The organism is Aridibaculum aurantiacum (assembly GCF_017355875.1).
In the GTDB taxonomy this organism is placed as follows: domain Bacteria; phylum Bacteroidota; class Bacteroidia; order Chitinophagales; family Chitinophagaceae; genus Segetibacter; species Segetibacter aurantiacus.
Window position 1 is genome coordinate 2,680,488 of sequence record NZ_JAFEWC010000001.1, and the last position, 17,455, is coordinate 2,697,942.

General features: G+C 44.3%; 16 protein-coding genes. 6 read left to right on the top strand and 10 right to left on the bottom strand.

The annotated features are described in order from the left end of the window. Nucleotides 1–164: 164 nt before the first annotated feature. From J4N22_RS11280 to J4N22_RS11310, 7 genes are all read right to left on the bottom strand, one after another. Nucleotides 165–2,231, bottom strand: coding sequence for a M16 family metallopeptidase (locus J4N22_RS11280; RefSeq protein ID WP_207494341.1), 2,067 nt, complete (start codon nucleotides 2,229–2,231; stop codon nucleotides 165–167). 30 nt (nucleotides 2,232–2,261) lie between these two features. Further along, entirely contained in the window at nucleotides 2,262–3,602 is a 1,341-nt protein-coding gene (locus J4N22_RS11285; protein WP_207494343.1) for a M16 family metallopeptidase, read from the bottom strand. A gap of 88 nt (nucleotides 3,603–3,690) precedes the next feature. Beyond that, complete coding sequence (gene miaA / locus J4N22_RS11290; RefSeq protein WP_207494345.1) at nucleotides 3,691–4,590, bottom strand: tRNA (adenosine(37)-N6)-dimethylallyltransferase MiaA; 900 nt, start codon at nucleotides 4,588–4,590, stop codon at nucleotides 3,691–3,693. Between the two features lie 239 nt (nucleotides 4,591–4,829). Further along, nucleotides 4,830–5,405: an IS1096 element passenger TnpR family protein gene (locus J4N22_RS11295; RefSeq protein WP_207494348.1), complete on the bottom strand. Its 576-nt coding sequence runs from the start codon at nucleotides 5,403–5,405 to the stop codon at nucleotides 4,830–4,832. Between the two features lie 165 nt (nucleotides 5,406–5,570). After that, entirely contained in the window at nucleotides 5,571–6,989 is a 1,419-nt protein-coding gene (locus tag J4N22_RS11300; protein WP_207494350.1) for a CCA tRNA nucleotidyltransferase, read from the bottom strand. Between the two features lie 247 nt (nucleotides 6,990–7,236). Then, complete coding sequence (locus tag J4N22_RS11305; protein WP_207494352.1) at nucleotides 7,237–7,431, bottom strand: hypothetical protein; 195 nt, start codon at nucleotides 7,429–7,431, stop codon at nucleotides 7,237–7,239. 93 nt (nucleotides 7,432–7,524) lie between these two features. Next, nucleotides 7,525–8,094: an L-threonylcarbamoyladenylate synthase gene (locus J4N22_RS11310; RefSeq protein ID WP_207494361.1), complete on the bottom strand. Its 570-nt coding sequence runs from the start codon at nucleotides 8,092–8,094 to the stop codon at nucleotides 7,525–7,527. 132 nt (nucleotides 8,095–8,226) lie between these two features. Between J4N22_RS11310 and J4N22_RS11315 the strand changes: the two genes are divergently transcribed. From J4N22_RS11315 to J4N22_RS11335, 5 genes are all read left to right on the top strand, one after another. Continuing rightward, nucleotides 8,227–9,243 (top strand): glycosyltransferase family 9 protein, encoded by a 1,017-nt coding sequence (locus tag J4N22_RS11315; RefSeq protein WP_207494363.1) that lies wholly within the window; start codon nucleotides 8,227–8,229, stop codon nucleotides 9,241–9,243. Further along, nucleotides 9,240–9,665: a TlpA family protein disulfide reductase gene (locus J4N22_RS11320; protein WP_207494365.1), complete on the top strand. Its 426-nt coding sequence runs from the start codon at nucleotides 9,240–9,242 to the stop codon at nucleotides 9,663–9,665. Before J4N22_RS11315 ends, J4N22_RS11320 begins: the two co-directional genes overlap by 4 nt. Before the next feature lie 41 nt (nucleotides 9,666–9,706). Next, nucleotides 9,707–9,877, top strand: coding sequence for a hypothetical protein (locus tag J4N22_RS11325; RefSeq protein ID WP_207494367.1), 171 nt, complete (start codon nucleotides 9,707–9,709; stop codon nucleotides 9,875–9,877). 58 nt (nucleotides 9,878–9,935) lie between these two features. Then, a complete protein-coding gene (locus tag J4N22_RS11330; protein ID WP_207494368.1) occupies nucleotides 9,936–10,745 on the top strand; it encodes a 2,3,4,5-tetrahydropyridine-2,6-dicarboxylate N-succinyltransferase in 810 nt (269 codons plus the stop codon). A gap of 196 nt (nucleotides 10,746–10,941) precedes the next feature. Next, nucleotides 10,942–11,241, top strand: coding sequence for a hypothetical protein (locus J4N22_RS11335; RefSeq protein WP_207494369.1), 300 nt, complete (start codon nucleotides 10,942–10,944; stop codon nucleotides 11,239–11,241). Between the two features lie 58 nt (nucleotides 11,242–11,299). Here J4N22_RS11335 and J4N22_RS20275 read toward each other — a convergent pair whose 3' ends face one another. Then, nucleotides 11,300–12,691: a T9SS type A sorting domain-containing protein gene (locus J4N22_RS20275; RefSeq protein ID WP_207494377.1), complete on the bottom strand. Its 1,392-nt coding sequence runs from the start codon at nucleotides 12,689–12,691 to the stop codon at nucleotides 11,300–11,302. Nucleotides 12,692–13,297: 606 nt separating this feature from the next. Between J4N22_RS20275 and J4N22_RS11345 the strand changes: the two genes are divergently transcribed. Further along, nucleotides 13,298–15,889 (top strand): reprolysin-like metallopeptidase, encoded by a 2,592-nt coding sequence (locus tag J4N22_RS11345; RefSeq protein WP_207494379.1) that lies wholly within the window; start codon nucleotides 13,298–13,300, stop codon nucleotides 15,887–15,889. A 190-nt stretch (nucleotides 15,890–16,079) separates the two neighbouring features. Here the strand turns inward: J4N22_RS11345 and J4N22_RS11350 are convergent, their stop codons facing one another. Together J4N22_RS11350 and J4N22_RS11355 are read right to left on the bottom strand one after the other, a co-directional pair. Further along, the gene (locus J4N22_RS11350) at nucleotides 16,080–16,400 is read right to left on the bottom strand and encodes a hypothetical protein (RefSeq protein WP_207494381.1); all 321 of its coding nucleotides are present in this window, start codon (nucleotides 16,398–16,400) and stop codon (nucleotides 16,080–16,082) included. 211 nt (nucleotides 16,401–16,611) lie between these two features. Then, on the bottom strand, nucleotides 16,612–17,286 hold the full coding sequence (locus tag J4N22_RS11355; protein WP_207494383.1) for a C40 family peptidase: 675 nt from the start codon (nucleotides 17,284–17,286) through the stop codon (nucleotides 16,612–16,614). Between the last annotated feature and the right edge of the window lie 169 nt (nucleotides 17,287–17,455).

Genomic DNA, 17,455 nt, shown 5'->3' on the forward strand with positions numbered 1-17,455 from the left:
ATGAGCATCATTTAGTTTGCCCATTGCGTATTTGCAATTATTCTGCCATGCATGGAATAGAGAGAAGGTGAAACCCAAAATGAAATTGCAGGTGGTATCAGTTGCTTATCAAAAGAAAAAGCCGCAACATTTGTTGCGGCTTTATTCTAAATCAGAAACTGAAGTTATTTAACCTGGTCAGCCTGCAAACCAGAATTTACTTTTATATCATTAAAGCTGATATCTAGTTTTACCGGCCCCTGGTTAACCACCATTTTAGTAGGTATTTGTACACCTGCATAAGGTTTAAAATCAGAGTATGAAGTGCTTACAGTTATCTTACCCATTGGACCTGCATCCTCTTCACGGGTTTGCTGAATTTTTAAGCCGCTGTTTACATCATAATAGTTTGAATATTCACGACCAGCAGGAGAATTCACTTTTACTACATAAGCATCTTTACCATTTACCTGCTCAATACCAGCAAGTGTAAACTTATAACCTGGTTGTTTGGCCAGGTACACTTCGCTTATAAGTGCAGCGTCTTCATTTATCTCTTCTTTATCTTTCTCTTCTGGTTGCTGTGTCTGTCCCTGTGCAGTAAGTGTATACTGGCCATTGTTCATTGCCTTCTTTTGCAATACCATTCCCTGCATACCAAGTTCTAAAGTAAAAGCAGTTGGAAACACATGCTTCTGAGACAGATTAAGTGATTGTCCCATCACAGATACAGTTCCATTTAGCTGCACATCTTTAAGAGCTGAAATAGCTGCAGCACCACCTGCTGCAGTAATTGCTTTTTGAATAATGCTTTCAGCTGTAACACCCGCACCTACTTCTTTCACAACCGGCGCCGCCATAGGATTACCATACACATCAAAGTATTTCACTTCGCCGTATTTCTCCAGGCCCGGAGCTATTTCTTTGGCATTCCCTACAATCACAATGTGCATCTGGTTAGGCGTTACATATTTTTTAGCTACAGCTTGTGCTGATTGTGGTGTAACAGCAGCAAGATTTTTCAGGTAGTCCTGGTAGTAGGTTTCAGGAAGATTGTAACGAGCCGTATTCAAAGCAAAATTGGCAATTGTAGAAGGACTTTCTAGAGAACGGGCAAAGCTACCAGCCAGGTTGTTCTTCATGTTTTGAACAGAAGTATCAGAAAGAGGCTCTGTACGTATGCGCTCAAACTCATGCAGGAACTGCCCGATTGCGCTATCTGTTTTTTCGTTTCTAACAGATGCAGATGCAGTGAAAGAACCTACCAGCCTATCGCTCTTCAGGTTAGAATATGCACCATAGGTAAAGCCATGCTTTTCGCGCAGGTTCATAAACAAGCGGCTTGAAGAACCTGCACCCAAAATATTGTTCATTACTGAAGCAGGTATAACATCAGCAGTGCCTGGCTTAAGAGGAACAGGGGTGATGAAATTGATCACACTCTGCACACTTGAAGGACGATCAACTACTGCTATATAAGTTTTAGCAGGTGCCTGTGGCGCAGTATATGTCTTTTTAGGAACGTTTCCTTTTGCCCACGCTCCAAAAGTAGATAGTGCAAGTGCCCGTGCTTCTGTAACAGATATATCACCAACAAAAACCAGGTACGCGTTGTTTGGCTTCCAATAAGTGTTGAAGAATTGCTTGATATCAGCATGCTTCACATTGTTAATTGTCTCTTCTGTTTCTATATCACCATAAGGATGGTTTTTTCCATAAGCCAATCGATTAACCACGTTAGCAGCAATAGCATCTGGGTTATCTTTAGCAGCCTGCAAACCAGATATAGATTGCTTACGCAGCTTCTCTAGTTCGGCAGCTGGCAATGCAGGACGAAGAACGATATCACCTACCAGTGACATCACTTTCGGAAAATTGCTCTTTAAAGAAGAAGCACTAACACCCCATGCAGAAGTATTTACATTAGCTCCAAGGAAGTCGATTTCCTCGTCAAGCTTGGCTTTTGGCATTTTGGTTGTACCACGACGAAGAAGACTACCTGCCAGGTCAGTCAGACCAGCTTTATCGCCTTCTACTATTCCATCCATATCCATAGTAAGAGTAGCAGAAACGCGGGGTAATTTATTGTTAGATACAACGAATACTCGAAGTCCATTAGGTAGTGTGAAAGTAGCTGGCTTACCAACTTTGATCTCTGGTGCAGGTGCAGGAGCAGGAGCCTTACTGCGGTCTACCTGCGCCATCATAGAAAATGGCAACAGCGTGAAAAGAAGTATGATTGATTTTTTCATCATTAAGTTTTTGCAAATTCAAAAAATAGATTAAGGCTGACCGGCAGCTGGAGCTTTACCTTTTGGTACATAATGCAGCACAACGCGGTTGTCTTTGTTCAGGTATTTCTTAGCCACGTTCATCAGGTCCTGGCGCGTTACTTTTTCGTAACGGGCTATCTCAGTATTAATGAGATCAGCATCACCAAAATACACTTCGTAGTTGGCTAAGCTTTCGGCTATACCTGCCATAGAAGCATTAGATGAAACGAATTGTGTTTGAATTTGATTTTTTACTTTTTGAAATTCTCTTTCTGAAACAAGCGCAGTCTTCAGCTTATTAACCTCTACATCCATTGCCTGCTCAAGTGTATCAGGCTTCACACCCATATTAGCTATTCCTACAGTAATGAACAAGCCTGCACTTTCGTTGAAGAATGGGAATGCCAGTGCCTGTACTGCCAGCTGTTTTTCATCAACAATAGATTTATTCATCCTGCTGGAAGCACCACCAGATAAAAGTGTAGACAACATATTGAAAGCATAATACTCATCGCTACCCTGCTTTGGTGCACGGTAAGCCTGGAATACAGCAGGCAGTTGAATATTATCTTCCACCACATCTCTTACTTCTTTACCCAGCAGGTTATTTTCAAACTGTGGACGAGGAATAGGACGTGTACCACGAGGAATAGCAGCAAAATAATCGTTGATCCACTTTTTTGTTTCTGCAACATCAAAATCACCAGCTATAGATAATACAGCGTTATTAGGAACGTAAAACGTTTTGTAGAAGTCGATGAATTCAGGCAATTGTGCCGCATTCAGGTGCTCCATACTTCCTATAGGAGCCCAACGATATGGATTATCGTGGTGTGCACGCTTTAGCATCTCAGTTTGAAAAGAAGCATAAGGCTGGTTGTCTATACGCATGCGCTTTTCTTCCTTTACCACTTCGCGTTGTGTGCTCACACCTATTTCTTCAATTTTGGCGTGAAGCATTCTTTCACTCTCTAACCACAAACCAAGTTTTAATTGGTTGCTCGGAAGCAGCTCGTAATAGAAGGTCCTGTCCTGGCTGGTGTTGGCGTTCAAGCTACCACCGGCATCGTTCACATACTTCATGAACTCGCCGCGCTTAATGTTCTCCGAACCTTCAAACAGCAGGTGTTCAAAAAAGTGAGCAAAGCCTGTGCGTGCCGTGTCTTCATTTTTGGAACCAACGTGGTACAACACGGTAACTGCAACAACAGGGGCAGTTCTGTCCTGGTGAAGGATCACCTTTAAACCGTTGGGCAGTGTGTACTTTTCAAAATTGATTTTTCTTGCCTGCGCAAATGCATTGCTGCAAAGCAATGTGCCGGCTGAAAAAACGAGTAGCCATTTTCTCATAAAGGAGATGTTTTAGTTTAACAAGCCGCAAGATGCAAAAACAATAAGGAAAATTATTAGAATGTTTAGCTCGCTGCAACCGCTCATCCTAATTAGTAACCATTGAAATAAGCTGATCTATCAAACCTTCCTGTTTTGGGTGAAACCAATGAATGCCTGAATCGCGTTTGAACCATGTCATCTGCCTCTTGGCGTAATGGCGTGTGTTCTTTTTTATTTCTTCTATTGCTGTATCGAGTGTAACAGCCTTGGTGAAGACAGGAAATAATTCTCGATAGCCGACAGTTTGCAGTGCATTGAGATATTGATACGGTAAAAGCGCTTTTACCTCGTCTACCAGCCCGGCTACAATCATTTCATCCACTCTTGTATTTACCTGCTGGTATAGCTGCTCTCGTGGTAGTTCAAGGCCGATCTTGATGATATTGAATGGACGTTGCTGCTTATTACCTGTTCTGAATGAACTGATAGATCTGCCGGTAGATAAAATCACCTCAAGTGCCCTCATCAGCCGCTGCGGATTTTGCTGTTCTGCTACCTCCCAAAATACAGGGTCCTTTTCCTGTAATTGTTGCTGCAGGTATTCCAATCCTAGTTTATTGTAACTGTTAATCACCTGCTGGCGAATAGCCGGATCAACTGTAGGAACTTCATCCAGGCCTTCTGCAAAAGCTTTGATGTAGAGGCCTGTTCCACCTACCATCACCGCAGTATCTTTTATAGAAAAGATATTTGCAGCGGCCTGTAAGGCATATTCTTCAAAAACAGCGGCATTCACTTCCTGGTGAATTGAATGAGAACTGATGAAATAATGATGAACAGCAGCCAATTCCTTTTCAGAAGGTTTGGCTACGCCAATGTTCAGTTCTATAAAACATTGCCTGGAATCTGCTGAAATTATATCCGTTTGCAGTCGCTGCGCCAACTCGATGGCTAAGGAAGTTTTTCCTACCGCTGTAGGCCCGCAAATAATGAAGATGGTTTTCAAACTTCTGAATTGGAGGATGGGGGTTGTTGGAGGTTGGGGTACTTGATACTTGATAAATGATATTGGATACTGGAACGAAGGATGTTTTAAAGCATGATTGGGAGCCTGGTTACTTGAGTTAAAAACTAATGTCTCACGCCAATCTCACTGCTCACTTCTACCCTCTCCTGACATAAAATTCTAGCCTATGGCGAAAATTTCACACTCCAACTTAGTACCTCGAACTTTGTATTTCTTACTTAGTACTCCTCTTCTCTACCTTCCTCGGAGCCATAACTTTCGCCGTCGCTATCATCTGAACTGCCATCATCGTCGCCTTCGCTGCCAAAGCCTTCAGCACCGGCGCTCAGGTCGTACTTCTCTTCTATGTCAACAAATTTATCGCCCAACAAGCTCTTGGTGCCATATTGTGCCGGTCCAATTCCTTCAGCACGGCTGGTAGATGGATAAGTGATTTTAGAACTTTCTTCTTTGCTCACGCTGATCAGTTCCACCAGGAATGTCCAGCCTTTTACAAAATCGTAGGTGTAGATGAATTTTTGATTAGGATCGCGTATTTCGGAGCCGATAGTGGTTTCATTCATGAGCAATGGCTCAGCCTTGTAAGACTTATCGTACTTCTCCAGGGTTATTTCGCGTCCACGCTGCCAGGAGTCGTTGCTGCGGTAAAATGTTGCCTGGTGCTTGCTGTCGAAGTCGTAAGCCTTCAGGATAGCCCGGTGAAGGTCCTCAAAACTTTGGGTGTGTTTGATCACGATGTCGCGGTACACGCTGTCATCCTCTTCGTAATATGCTCTGAATTTTAGAACGGCCATTGGTAAATTTATAGATTAACCCTTGCAGGTGTTTTTCAAAAAATTGAAACTGCAGCTGCACCAGGCTTCTATTGTTGAAGTGTGCGACGCAACAGAAGCTGGATAGCGATCTGCTGCTGGCTACATAAAAAAAACAAGCCACCAAAGAAACGATATTAATGTGTATCAGCCAACCGGCTGCAGTTGTAGTTCTTCCGCCTTGCGCAGCATAAACTGGTAGGCAGCATCATAGTTGTTGGAAATTTCCCCATCGAGGATGGCTTCACGTATGGCATCTTTAATGATACCAACATTGCGGCCGGGCTTCAGGCCAAAGATCTGCATGATCATTTCTCCGGTGATAGGTGGTTGCCAGTTGCGTATGCGGTCGCTTTCTTCTACCGCCTGCATGCGCTCTTTCACCAGCTGGAAGTTTTGCTGGTACCGCTTTACCTTGTACTTGTTTTTGCTGGTAATATCTGCACTGCAAAGCAGCATCAGTGCATCTATATCTTCACCAGCATCAAAAAGTAATCGCCGGACAGCGCTATCTGTAATATTTTCTTTCGTTAAGCTAATGGGGCGCAAATGCAGCTCAACCAGCTTCTGCACAAACTTCATCTTCTCGCTTAGCGGCAGCTTAAGCTTCGCAAATATTTTTGGAACCATCCTCGCTCCAACTACTTCATGTCCATGAAATGTCCACCCATGTCCTTCTTCAAAACGCTTGGTAGCAGGTTTACCGATGTCGTGCAGCAAGGCAGCCCAACGCAGCCATAGGTCTTTGGTATTGATGCAAATATTGTCGATGACCTGGAGGGTGTGGTAAAAATTATCCTTATGACCTTTGCCATCAATATATTCTGCGCCTGCCAGCTCTACCATCTCAGGAAAGATCAGTTGCAGCAGACCTGACTTGTACAGCAGGTCAAGGCCTACCGAAGGCTTATCAGTAAGCATGATCTTGTTGAACTCATCTGTAATACGCTCTTGCGATACGATCCTGATCCTGTCCTTCATCTCGCCAATTGCAGCAAAGGTTTCAGGGTGAATGGTGAAGTTTAGTTGCGCAGCAAACCTGATGGCGCGCATCATGCGCAATGGATCATCACTAAAAGTTTGCGCTGGCTCCAGCGGCGTACGGAGAATCTTGTTTTCCAGGTCTTCCATCCCATTGAAAGGATCCAGCAACTGTCCGTAATCTGCATCGTTCAAAGAAATTGCAAGGGCATTGATAGTGAAATCACGCCGGTTCTGGTCATCTTCTATCGTTCCTGGTTCTACAGCAGGCTTGCGGCTATCGGAGCGGTAGCTTTCTTTGCGGGCACCTACAAACTCTATCTCCAGGTCACTGAGTTTGATCTGTGCAGTGCCAAAATTTTTAAAAAAAGAAACATGCGGCTTGGGTGAAAAGCGTTCTGCTACCTTATCAGCTAGCTGTATACCGTCTCCCAGGCAAACGATGTCAGCATCTTTGGTTTTACGACCAATGATCTTATCGCGCACAAAGCCACCTATAAGGTATGCAGGCATCTGCAAGTCCTTAGCTGCGTTAGCAATCTTTTTTAAAATGAATAACTCCCTGTCGCTGCAATTAATAAACATGATAGCGGCAAAGATAACGGATAGCAGGTGTGAAGATGAAGGGATGAGATGTAAAGCTGGAGGCGGTTGTAGGATCAAGGTTTCTCGTTCCTGGTTCTTGGTTCCTGTTTTTGGTTCTTCGTTTCTGGTTCCTTGTTCTTCTATTGCTGGATGAACCAAGCATTTGCTGTCAGTAGAATAATATTAACCACTAATACTATGATAACTAGAAACGAGGAACCAGAAACTACGAAAACCCCTCATCACGCTATTCAAACTCCAGTTCGTTGCAATAGTACTCCCAACTAAACGGCTGCTGTGAAGCAGCAGAAGCAGACTTTTCGTTCTTACGCGACTTACGAAACATAGACTGAATATGCTGTCCTTCAATTCCTAAAGCTTGCAGGAATTCTTGTAACAGGGGGAGCTTTTCTTTTGGAACTGAAAGCGTGATCTGTGGCATAGTTGGATGGTTTTGTAGGGAGTGGAACAATAAGCCTGCCATACCAAAGCCTCAAAAATTAAAAATGAAAAATTTTAATATTATCAAATTTCCTTATGGTCGCACTACTTCTACTTGCGCATTCTTCCACCGGATGATAGCCGAGGGTTCAAACTCAACTTTCTCATTCTGCCGATGTTGTACCACATATTCTACATTATTTTTTATTTCAATATCAACTTCAGAAAAATTATGGGGAAAAGCAGTTTCTGATAAGCTTGCCGCTGTTGCAACCACAGGTTTTTTAAAACGTTTGAGTAGATGACGGCAAAAATCTTCTGTAACCAGCCTGATGGCTATAGATCCATCTGCTCCCAGTATTGCATCCGCCACACCAAATCCATGTTCATATATAACTGTAGTAGGTTTCTGTTGTGTCTTCAGGTAATCAAATACTTCCAGATCAGGATTAGCCGTGTACTGTAGCACATCCCGTTCTGTTGGCAGTATCACCACCAATCCCTTTCCCGCTTGCCGGCGACAAATTGTAAGCAGTTTTTCAACCGCCAGATCGTTAGTAGCATCGCATCCTAATGCCCAAATGGTATCTGTAGGATACAGAATTACTCCTCCACTTTCTAATACCCGCAGGCATTGTTCAACATCGTTGGTAAAATCTGTCATGGCTGCGAAAGTATCACTTGATCTGCTGAAGTTGCTATGAAGAGCAAAGGCTGCTGAAAGTAACGAGGCTAACACTTTAGATACTATCCTGTCGAAACAATCAACAGCTAAATCCTTTTACTTTGCAAGCCAATGCAGAAAATTCTTGTTATTCAAACAGCCTTTATTGGAGATGTAGTATTAGCTACTGCCTTGGTTGAAAAACTTCATGAGCATTATCCTGCTGCGTCAATAGATTTCCTGCTTAGAAAAGGAAATGAAGGTCTGCTGGCAAATCATCCATATCTAAATGAAGTATTGATTTGGAATAAACAAGAAGACAAATACAAGAACCTGCTTCAGATGTTGCAGCGCATCCGCAACAAGCATTACGATGTTGTGATAAATGTGCAGCGTTTTGCTGCCACAGGATTTCTCACTGTTTTATCCGGCGCAAAACATACAGTTGGCTTTGATAAAAATCCATGGAGTTTCCTTTTTTCAAAAAAAGTAAAACACGTAATAAGTACTGCAGACAATGTGCTGCACGAAGTAGAACGAAACCAGGAATTAATCAGGCATCTTACGGATGCACGGCCTGCCAAACCTCGTCTGTATCCTTCTGCAGCAGACAGGGAAAAGATAGCAACGCTTCAGCACGAGCCTTACATATGTATAGCACCTGCTTCGGTTTGGTTTACCAAACAGTTTCCAAAGGAAAAATGGATTGAATTGCTGGATGTTTTACCTGCAGTTCATAAAGTTTATTTGCTTGGTGCTCCATCTGATAAAGATCTATGTGAAACTATCCGCACCGGTACATCCAATAAAAATGTAGAAAACCTGGCAGGAAAGCTAAACCTGCTTCAGTCAACAGCCTTGCAGGAAGGAGCTGAAATGAACTATGTAAACGACTCCGCTCCTATGCATTTTGCTTCATCTGTAAATGCTCCTGTTACAGCGGTATATTGTTCTACCGTTCCATCTTTTGGCTTTGGGCCGCTCAGCGAGTGCAGCTCGATTGTACAAACGGAGGAGCCATTAGCCTGTAAGCCTTGCGGACTGCACGGCCACAAAGCATGTCCATTGGGACATTTCAAATGCGCACATACCATCCGCGCCCAGCAATTGCTGGAAGTACTGGATCAAAAAATTGTAGCTGGCAAATGAAAAACTGGTTTCTGATCCTTGTCCTTTCGCTGGTGGCGAACCTCCTGGCCGCTCAGCCACCACGACTAGTTATTCCTCCAAATCACTTTGGGGTTTTGCAAAATGTTTCTTTCGCTGAAATGGAACTGGAAGACACCAGCGGACAGATGATCTCTACTGCTTCTTTAAAAGGCAAGACCATCTATGTCGATTTTTGGTTTACCCAATGCCCACCGTGCATCAGGGAAATACCATACGCCAGAGACCTACAGTCATTCTTTGCTGCCGATACCAGCATCGTGTTTTTAAACATCTGCATAGAAAACATAGAACGAAAGCAGGCATGGAAGGATATGGTGAAGGATAAAAGATTGGCGGCATCAATGTATTTTATGCACGTAATCGCCCACAAAAGATTAACCTGCTACGCACTTTCCGTGTAAATGATTTTCCAACATATCTTATTATAAACCGCGACTTCAAGGTGAGCGGCTACGATGCACCAGCGCCATCACAAAGTATGGTAGTCCATTGGGCGCTTCACCAGGCAAAGCAGAATGTGCCACTTGCAGATGCTTACAAAGCACTGAATACTCCTGCATTTAAGCGTTTCGCCGACTCTAGTCGCAACATCATAGCAGGCCTACCTCAATAAGATGAGCTTTGTTTTTGACACACTTCCTCCTGCCCTTACTTTTGCAAAAATTATTTAAATGGATCAATCATTGATACAAACAGCATGGGGAGATCGTTCATTGCTGAAAGATGAGAAATACGCGCAGGCAGTACGCGATGTGATAGAAGAAGTAGATAAAGGAAGGCTGCGTGTTGCCTCACCTTCAGAAAATGGATGGGTAACAAACGAATGGGTGAAACAGGCAATTCTCATGTACTTCGGTATTCAGCAGATGGAGACGTTCACACTTCCTCCGTTTGAGTTTTACGATAAAATGAAGCTGAAGAGCAACTACAAGGAATTGGGTGTACGTGCCGTTCCGCATGCTGTTGCACGTTATGGTGCTTACCTGGCAAAGAACGTGGTAATGATGCCCAGCTATGTAAACATTGGTGCTTATGTAGATGAAGGAACCATGGTAGATACATGGGCTACTGTAGGTAGTTGTGCGCAGATTGGCAAGGATGTTCACCTTAGTGGTGGTGTAGGAATAGGTGGTGTGCTGGAGCCACTACAAGCAAGTCCGGTAATAGTAGAAGATGGTTGCTTCCTGGGAAGCCGCAGCATTGTGGTAGAAGGCGTTCACCTGGAGAAAGAGGTGGTGCTAGGTGCAAATGTGGTTCTTACACAATCGACCAAGATCATTGACGTAAGCGGCAGCGAACCGGTAGAATATAAAGGACGTGTACCTGCAAGAAGTGTTGTTATTCCTGGTAGCTATATCAAGAAATTCCCTGCAGGCGAATACAATGTGAGCTGTGCGCTGATCATCGGACAACGTAAAGCAAGTACCGACCTGAAGACCAGCCTGAATGATGCACTTAGAGATTTTAATGTAGCGGTGTAGTTGAAGAGGTGTTAGGTTCGAGGTGTGAGGATGATCTAACTTGGAAAGTGATAAATAAACATTTGAAGGCTCATGGTGTTGTACCATGGGCCTTCTTTTTGCATTAACAGAACTAAATAGAAAAAAAATACTGAATTATTGTGCAGTTGATGGATATTACGCAATCTTGCGTTGCCTGCTTGCCACCTGACGATCTATGAATGCATTTGCCATAAAACTCCTTCTTTCAGTGATTGCTGTTATAGCACTCATTGCCTTACTTATTATAATCAGTAAAAGAAACCAGAAGCGCAGGAAGAAACGGATCATCAGGCCTATGGACATAGTTATGCTCCGACCAAGCTTAAAGCAAAACTTCCCCGACATCCCGCTCAATAATCCCATGACTGTAGTAGAGGTGAATGCCGAAGAAGTAGAAGTCAGGTATCATCATTTCAAGCTACACACGCTGCATACGGCGAGGCTCCCCAGAAAAGCTGTTGTGAAAGTTTCATAAAAGCAAAAGAGAGCACCTTAAGTGCCCTCTATTTTTTTAATGAATAACTATTCGAAAATCATCGCTGAACGATCACCTTCAGGTTTTCTACTCCTTCTTCAGAAACGATGCGGATGAAATACATACCTGCACCATTCTTGCGAAGGTCGAAGCGTTCGATCTGGCCAGTTGCTTTCACCGCCCTACGATCTACAACTTTTCCGTTGGAGCTCATAATCACAATTTCTGCTTTTGCTGATTTCAAGATTGGAAGCTGGATGTTTACTTCACCACGAGTTGGTGATGGGTAAACGGAGGGTTTGGTAGATAGCTCTTCAACCAGGGATAATACTGGCTTGCTGCTTCTGGCGTTATAACCGCAAGGACCTAAAACATCACCATGTTTCAGGTGGGCATCCACTGCACTTTTAGCTACGCACAAGGTCTGGCCATTGTGACATACCATCCACTTGTTATTCTTTTTATCATTCGATGCGCAATCGTAAGCATCGGGTACGCCATCACCATCGCTGTCATCGCATACATCACCGATACCATCTCCATCAGCATCAACCTGATTCGGATTTGAGACGGTTGGACAATTATCACAGGCATCACCTATGCCATCACCGTCTGCGTCTTCCTGACCAGGGTTAGCTGTGCCTGGACAATTATCAATATCATCACAAATGCCATCGCCATCGGAGTCGTTGCCCGGGTCGTTAGGGCATGTATCACATGCATCACCTAAACCGTCGCCATCGGAATCTGCAGAAGGTTCGAAATTATAGGTGGTTCCGTTAAAATTAAAGTTATCAACAGCACTAATTAGTCCTGGATTGCCGGATCCCTGGTTAACACCAACACCCCCTAAAATAACTGCATCCGGGTTGTTGGCTAATATGTGGTTCCATGTTACAAAACAGGAACTTCGACAAACGCCTGGTATATTCTGTGATGACCACCACCTGGCGTTGCCGCCATCATATGCATCCCAACTTTGCCACATGTTATCAACTACTGATCCCTGGTATGTATTATAAACAGGTTCAAATACCAAGGTTGTAAATCCTCCATCTACATTTGGACCATTGTAATCCACTACCAGGTTTAATGCAGCAACCTGCTGTCCCGCACCAGCAGTTCGAAAGGTTGAATAAGAAATTTCCCTGATATCTGAGAGAGCTGTACCAACATGTTCAAAATTGAATAAATACACTTTTTCAGAACTGGTTACAGTTGTCATTTTGAAAGTACCACAACCTAAAGGTGGATCTCCGGGTCCCTCTACAAAAGCACCGGCTGTAGGTGGTGTTCCTGCCCTGGTGTATAACACCCAGTTGTCTGTAGGCGGGGTATTTTCGGTCTGCCTGGTAACATCACTTTCAGATACCACTGTTTGTGAATTTACCGGAGAAGTGCCAAAAGCAAAAAAAGCGGCAATAACAATCGTAGATATTAATTTTTTCATGCAATTAGTTTATTTGTTATGAATTAGTATAAAGGAGTAGTTGCATAACTCGGGAGGGCTATGGTTCATGACAGATAACAAATGTCTCCATTGTAAGAACAGAATGAGAAGAAGCATATGGCAGATAATTCGTGATCTAATTACAATTAACAAAGACCCTAAGATCATTTTTATAGAATATGGACCAGACGAAGAAGGTATTAAACTTTGGGTTGGAGCAACAATATATAAATCAATTTTAAAATATCAAATAGTAAGGAATAAAGACATTAGAAAGAAACAAGCGAAACTGTACAATTAATTTTACCTGACTTTTTCTGTCGATAACAACTTCTTAACCGGTAACATTTTCTTAACAAATGGGCACAGTTTTGGCATGGCAGGGGTAGCTAGTAGGGCTACAACCAGCTAAACAAGCGTTAGATCAGAACATTTCCAAGCCGTATACACCAGATCGGATCTTAATCAACAGCAGAATTTTTCACTTATTACAGTAGAAGCCAATAGCGCGTCTTTTAAATCCATTATTCTTCGTTTCGGTACCGAATTACCAGCACCCTATCCCTCTAAAGAACAGTCACCTATTCTTCACTTAAATCAATCCGTATGCAAAGAGTATTTACGTTTTTGCTTTTTATTATTACGGCAGTTCAACATGTGACTGCACAGGTGTGGAGGGAAACAAATGAGGCCTCCCTCAGGTCTGCCGGCGAAAGACAGATCATTCCCAAGAAGTACGGCCTGTTTGCACTTAACGAGCGACAGCTTATGCAAGTGCTTCATGCTGCACCAAAAGAATTTACACATGAAGCGCGTACCGGCAACAACAACATCCTGCCTATCCCAATGCCCGATGGTTCGCTACAGCGCTTTCGCGTGGCTGTTTCCAGTATTATGGAGCCGGGTCTTGAGCAGAGAGTGCCCGAGATCCGAACCTACGCCGGGCAAGGCATCGACGACCCGGCAGCTACCATCCGCCTCGACTGGAGCCCGTACTATGGCTTTCACGGGATGATCTTGTCACCACATGGTACAGTGTTCATAGATCCTTATGCAAGGAACGACAAGGAACATTATATCAGCTACTACAAAAGAGACTTTGCAAAACGCGGCTCCTACCAGGAACAAGGTCTTGATATAACACCCGGTGATGAGGCGCACCTGCGCTCCAATGCAGCCGCGCCGTGTCGGGGAAATGAACTATGGGTGTACCGCGCAGCCGTTTCTAACACGGACGAATATGCCGTTGCGGCAACAGGCATACAACAACCAACAAAGCAACAGGTGCTGGCGCGTATCGTGACTACCATGAACCGGGTAACGGGTGTGTACGAAAGCGAACTGGCTGTAAGGCTGGTGTTGATCGCCAACAACATTGAAATCGTATACAACAACGATCCTGCTAATCCTGATCCTTACATGGGCAACTCCGACGGCGTGACATTGCTGGGAGAAAGCCAGTCCAACATCACCACGCGGATAGGTGCTGCCAACTACGACATCGGCCATACGTTCAGTACTGGTGCAGGCGGTATTGCAGGACTAGGTGTGGTTTGTCGCGACAATGTGAAGGCCCGTGGCGTTACCGGTCTCAGCAATCCCACTGGCGATCCTTTCGACATTGATTATGTAGCACACGAAATGGGGCACCAGTTTGGCGGCAACCATACATTCAACGCTGTTTTTCCTACCTGTTTACTCAATGCCAATCCTGGTCCGCAAGGCACCGCGGTAGAGCCGGGCAGCGGTACTACCATTCAAGGTTATGCAGGCATTTGTACAACCGTGGATAATACACAACCCAACAGCGACCCGCACTTCCACACGATCAGCTATGACGAAATGATTAACTACCTGCGCACGCAGAACTGCCAGCAGCGGATCAATACCGGTAATACGCCGCCTGTGATAACGGCCATGTTTAATAATAATGCTGTCATTCCGCCATCTACGCCGTTTGTACTAACAGGCACTGCAACGGACGCCGACGGTGATGTGCTTACCTATAGCTGGGAGCAAATGGACAGGGGAAATGGCGGCGGCTTGCTGGCTGGCCCTGCTACTCCAACAGAGCCTATTTTCCGTTCTCGTGTACCCAAGCTGAGCGGCAGCCGCATTTTCCCGGATATACGTGCTATCGTGGCTAATTATCCTATCAATCCACCTTCGGAAATGAATGGCATCAAAGGCGAAAACCTGCCGCTGGTGCCAAGGGAGATGAAGTTTCGCCTGACGGTACGAGACAACCGCACAGGGGGCGGCGGTATAGCAACCGGTGGTGAAGGATGTGTTACCGGCTTTACCGATACCTTCAGGATTTTTGTGGCCGGTGCAACGCCGTTTGCTGTTACCTCGCCAAATGGTGGCGAAACATGGCAGGCGGGTTCAGTACAAACTATTACATGGAACAATGCTGCTACCAATGTAGCTCCTTATAATTCGCCTAATGTAAATATCAAGCTCTCGTTGGACGGCGGCTTCACTTACCCTATTTCCATACTTGAGAACACACCAAACGACGGGGTGGAGCAGATCACCGTCCCAACTTCCCTACCAAGTAACGCTACCGTGCGGCTACTGGTAGAGTCGGCTGAGAGTATCTTCTTCGATATTTCCAATGCTGATTTCACCATACAAAACGTGGTACTGCCGGTGGCGTTGAGAGAATTCAATGTGAGAGCGATCAACCGCAATGACGCATTGCTGAGTTGGAAAACACTGACCGAGGTGAACAGCCGGTCTTTTGACATAGAGCGCAGCATTGGCAACAGCAATAACTTCAGTAAGGTTGGCACAATTGCCACTACGGGTAACGCCACTACTGGTAGTGACTACAGCTTCACTGATAAAGATTTGCCGTACAATACTGTCATCCACTACAGGTTGAAGCAGGTGGACGTGGATGGACGCAGCACGTTGTCGCCCGTGCGGACGATCAGGATCAGCCAGAAAGGATCATCTATACGGGTGCAGCCAAACCCTGCGAAAGATTTTATCAGGATCGTGAATGATGGTGATAAGATCAACAATGCGCAGCTGAGGATACTGGCACCTGATGGTAAGGTAGTGTACAACCGGACAATCTCGTTGATTACGGGAGTGGTAACTGCTGATGTGTCTATGTTAGCCAGCGGTGTCTACACCGTGCAGGTTGTGACCAATGACACTGTTCATTCGGAGAAACTCTTGAAACAGTAAATGATTTGATGTGATTTTTAACAGCCTCTGCATTTGTGGAGGCTGTTTTGTTTGGCGGGGTTATGGGTGCGGGCAAATGTTCACAATGAAATAACCAAAGAGAAATGCGGAGAAGGACCACAGGGGACGTAACGCAGAGATGGTAATTTTCCTTTCACGTAGCTTTTCGAGTTTCTCTAAAACGAACCACTTACACCTTCTTAACCGGCAGCGATAAGGTTTCAGCGGTTTTATATATTTCCTGTAATTGTTCATTGGAGAAACCATCTTTACTATTAGTTAGCTCGCATACTTCCTTCCTGTTTCGCAGGAAGTAAAGTGCTACGGGTTGAGATAAGCCGAAGATGACAGGTTTACTTTCAACTACCTCCAGGCGCAAGTCGTCAAGGGAGTATACTTTTTGTAGTTGGTCAGAAAATAAAGTTCTTATAGTAAAAATGATCTTTCTCTCTTCCGGTTTAAAACGAACTTCCAATACTCTTTTAAAACTGATCTCATTCAATATCTTCATTAGAAAAAGTATCCACAGTAGTAAATGGTAACTACCAGAATTCTCCTGGGGAAACAGGAGAAAGTATAAAACAGGAATAGAAAAAAGAAGAAGAAACCTTAGGATTCTTTGAAAGAATTTCGTGTAGTGACTTGTAGGTGGATTGTAAATCAGCATTTGCTGAAGTTCCTACAACAAGATGAAAAAAAAACATCTGGAATGGAATGATGAACTACGGCTTCATCGCCATCTTTCCATCTCTTACCCTGCCGGCGCCTTTGAAGCGTGGCTGCCAGTAAGAGTCGTTCAGGTCAGAAACCATTACTCCGCCGGAGGTGGCTGCGTGAACGAACTTGTTGTTGAGGAGATATACGCCTACATGCGATATGCTGCGGCCAGAGGTTTGGAAGAAAACGAGGTCGCCTTCGTTCAGATCTTCAAGGTTGATGCGTTCAGTGTAGTTGAACTGCTCTTGCGCAGTGCGCGGAATGTTCAGGTTGTACACGCTCTGCATTACAGTTTGGGTAAATGCCGAACAATCGATACAACTCTTGGTACTGCCACCCATGCAATAACGAGTGCCCCACCATTCATCAATGGTCTTGAGCATGCTCACATTGTTGAGCTTTTCGACGTTAGCGTCGAGCATAATGGCATACTTCAGTTGCAGCCAGTCTGCACGTTCTATATCACCTGAAGGTGGTGTATTGGAAAGTCTTGAGTTGGTAGTTGATCTTGGAGCGACTGGACCTGTAGTTACTTTGGTAGTGGAGGTTTGACCGTGGGTTACGGAGATATCCTCTAAGAATTTAACGCCACGCTGACCACTGCGTTTGGAAGGTTTGGATGAAGCAACAGAGTTATCGGATGCAGTAATGGCTTTGAACTGTTTGCAGGAAGAGAGCATAACCAGTAGCAGCAGGCAATATGATAATTGTTTTATATTCATCGTAGATGAACGCAAAGAAAGGGTTTCATATTGGGAAAGAGCATGACATTGAATAACTTTTAAGGGGTCTTTAATCTGTGCACAATCAGTTGAAGAAAGAAGAAAATGCGTTATATGATGGTTCACA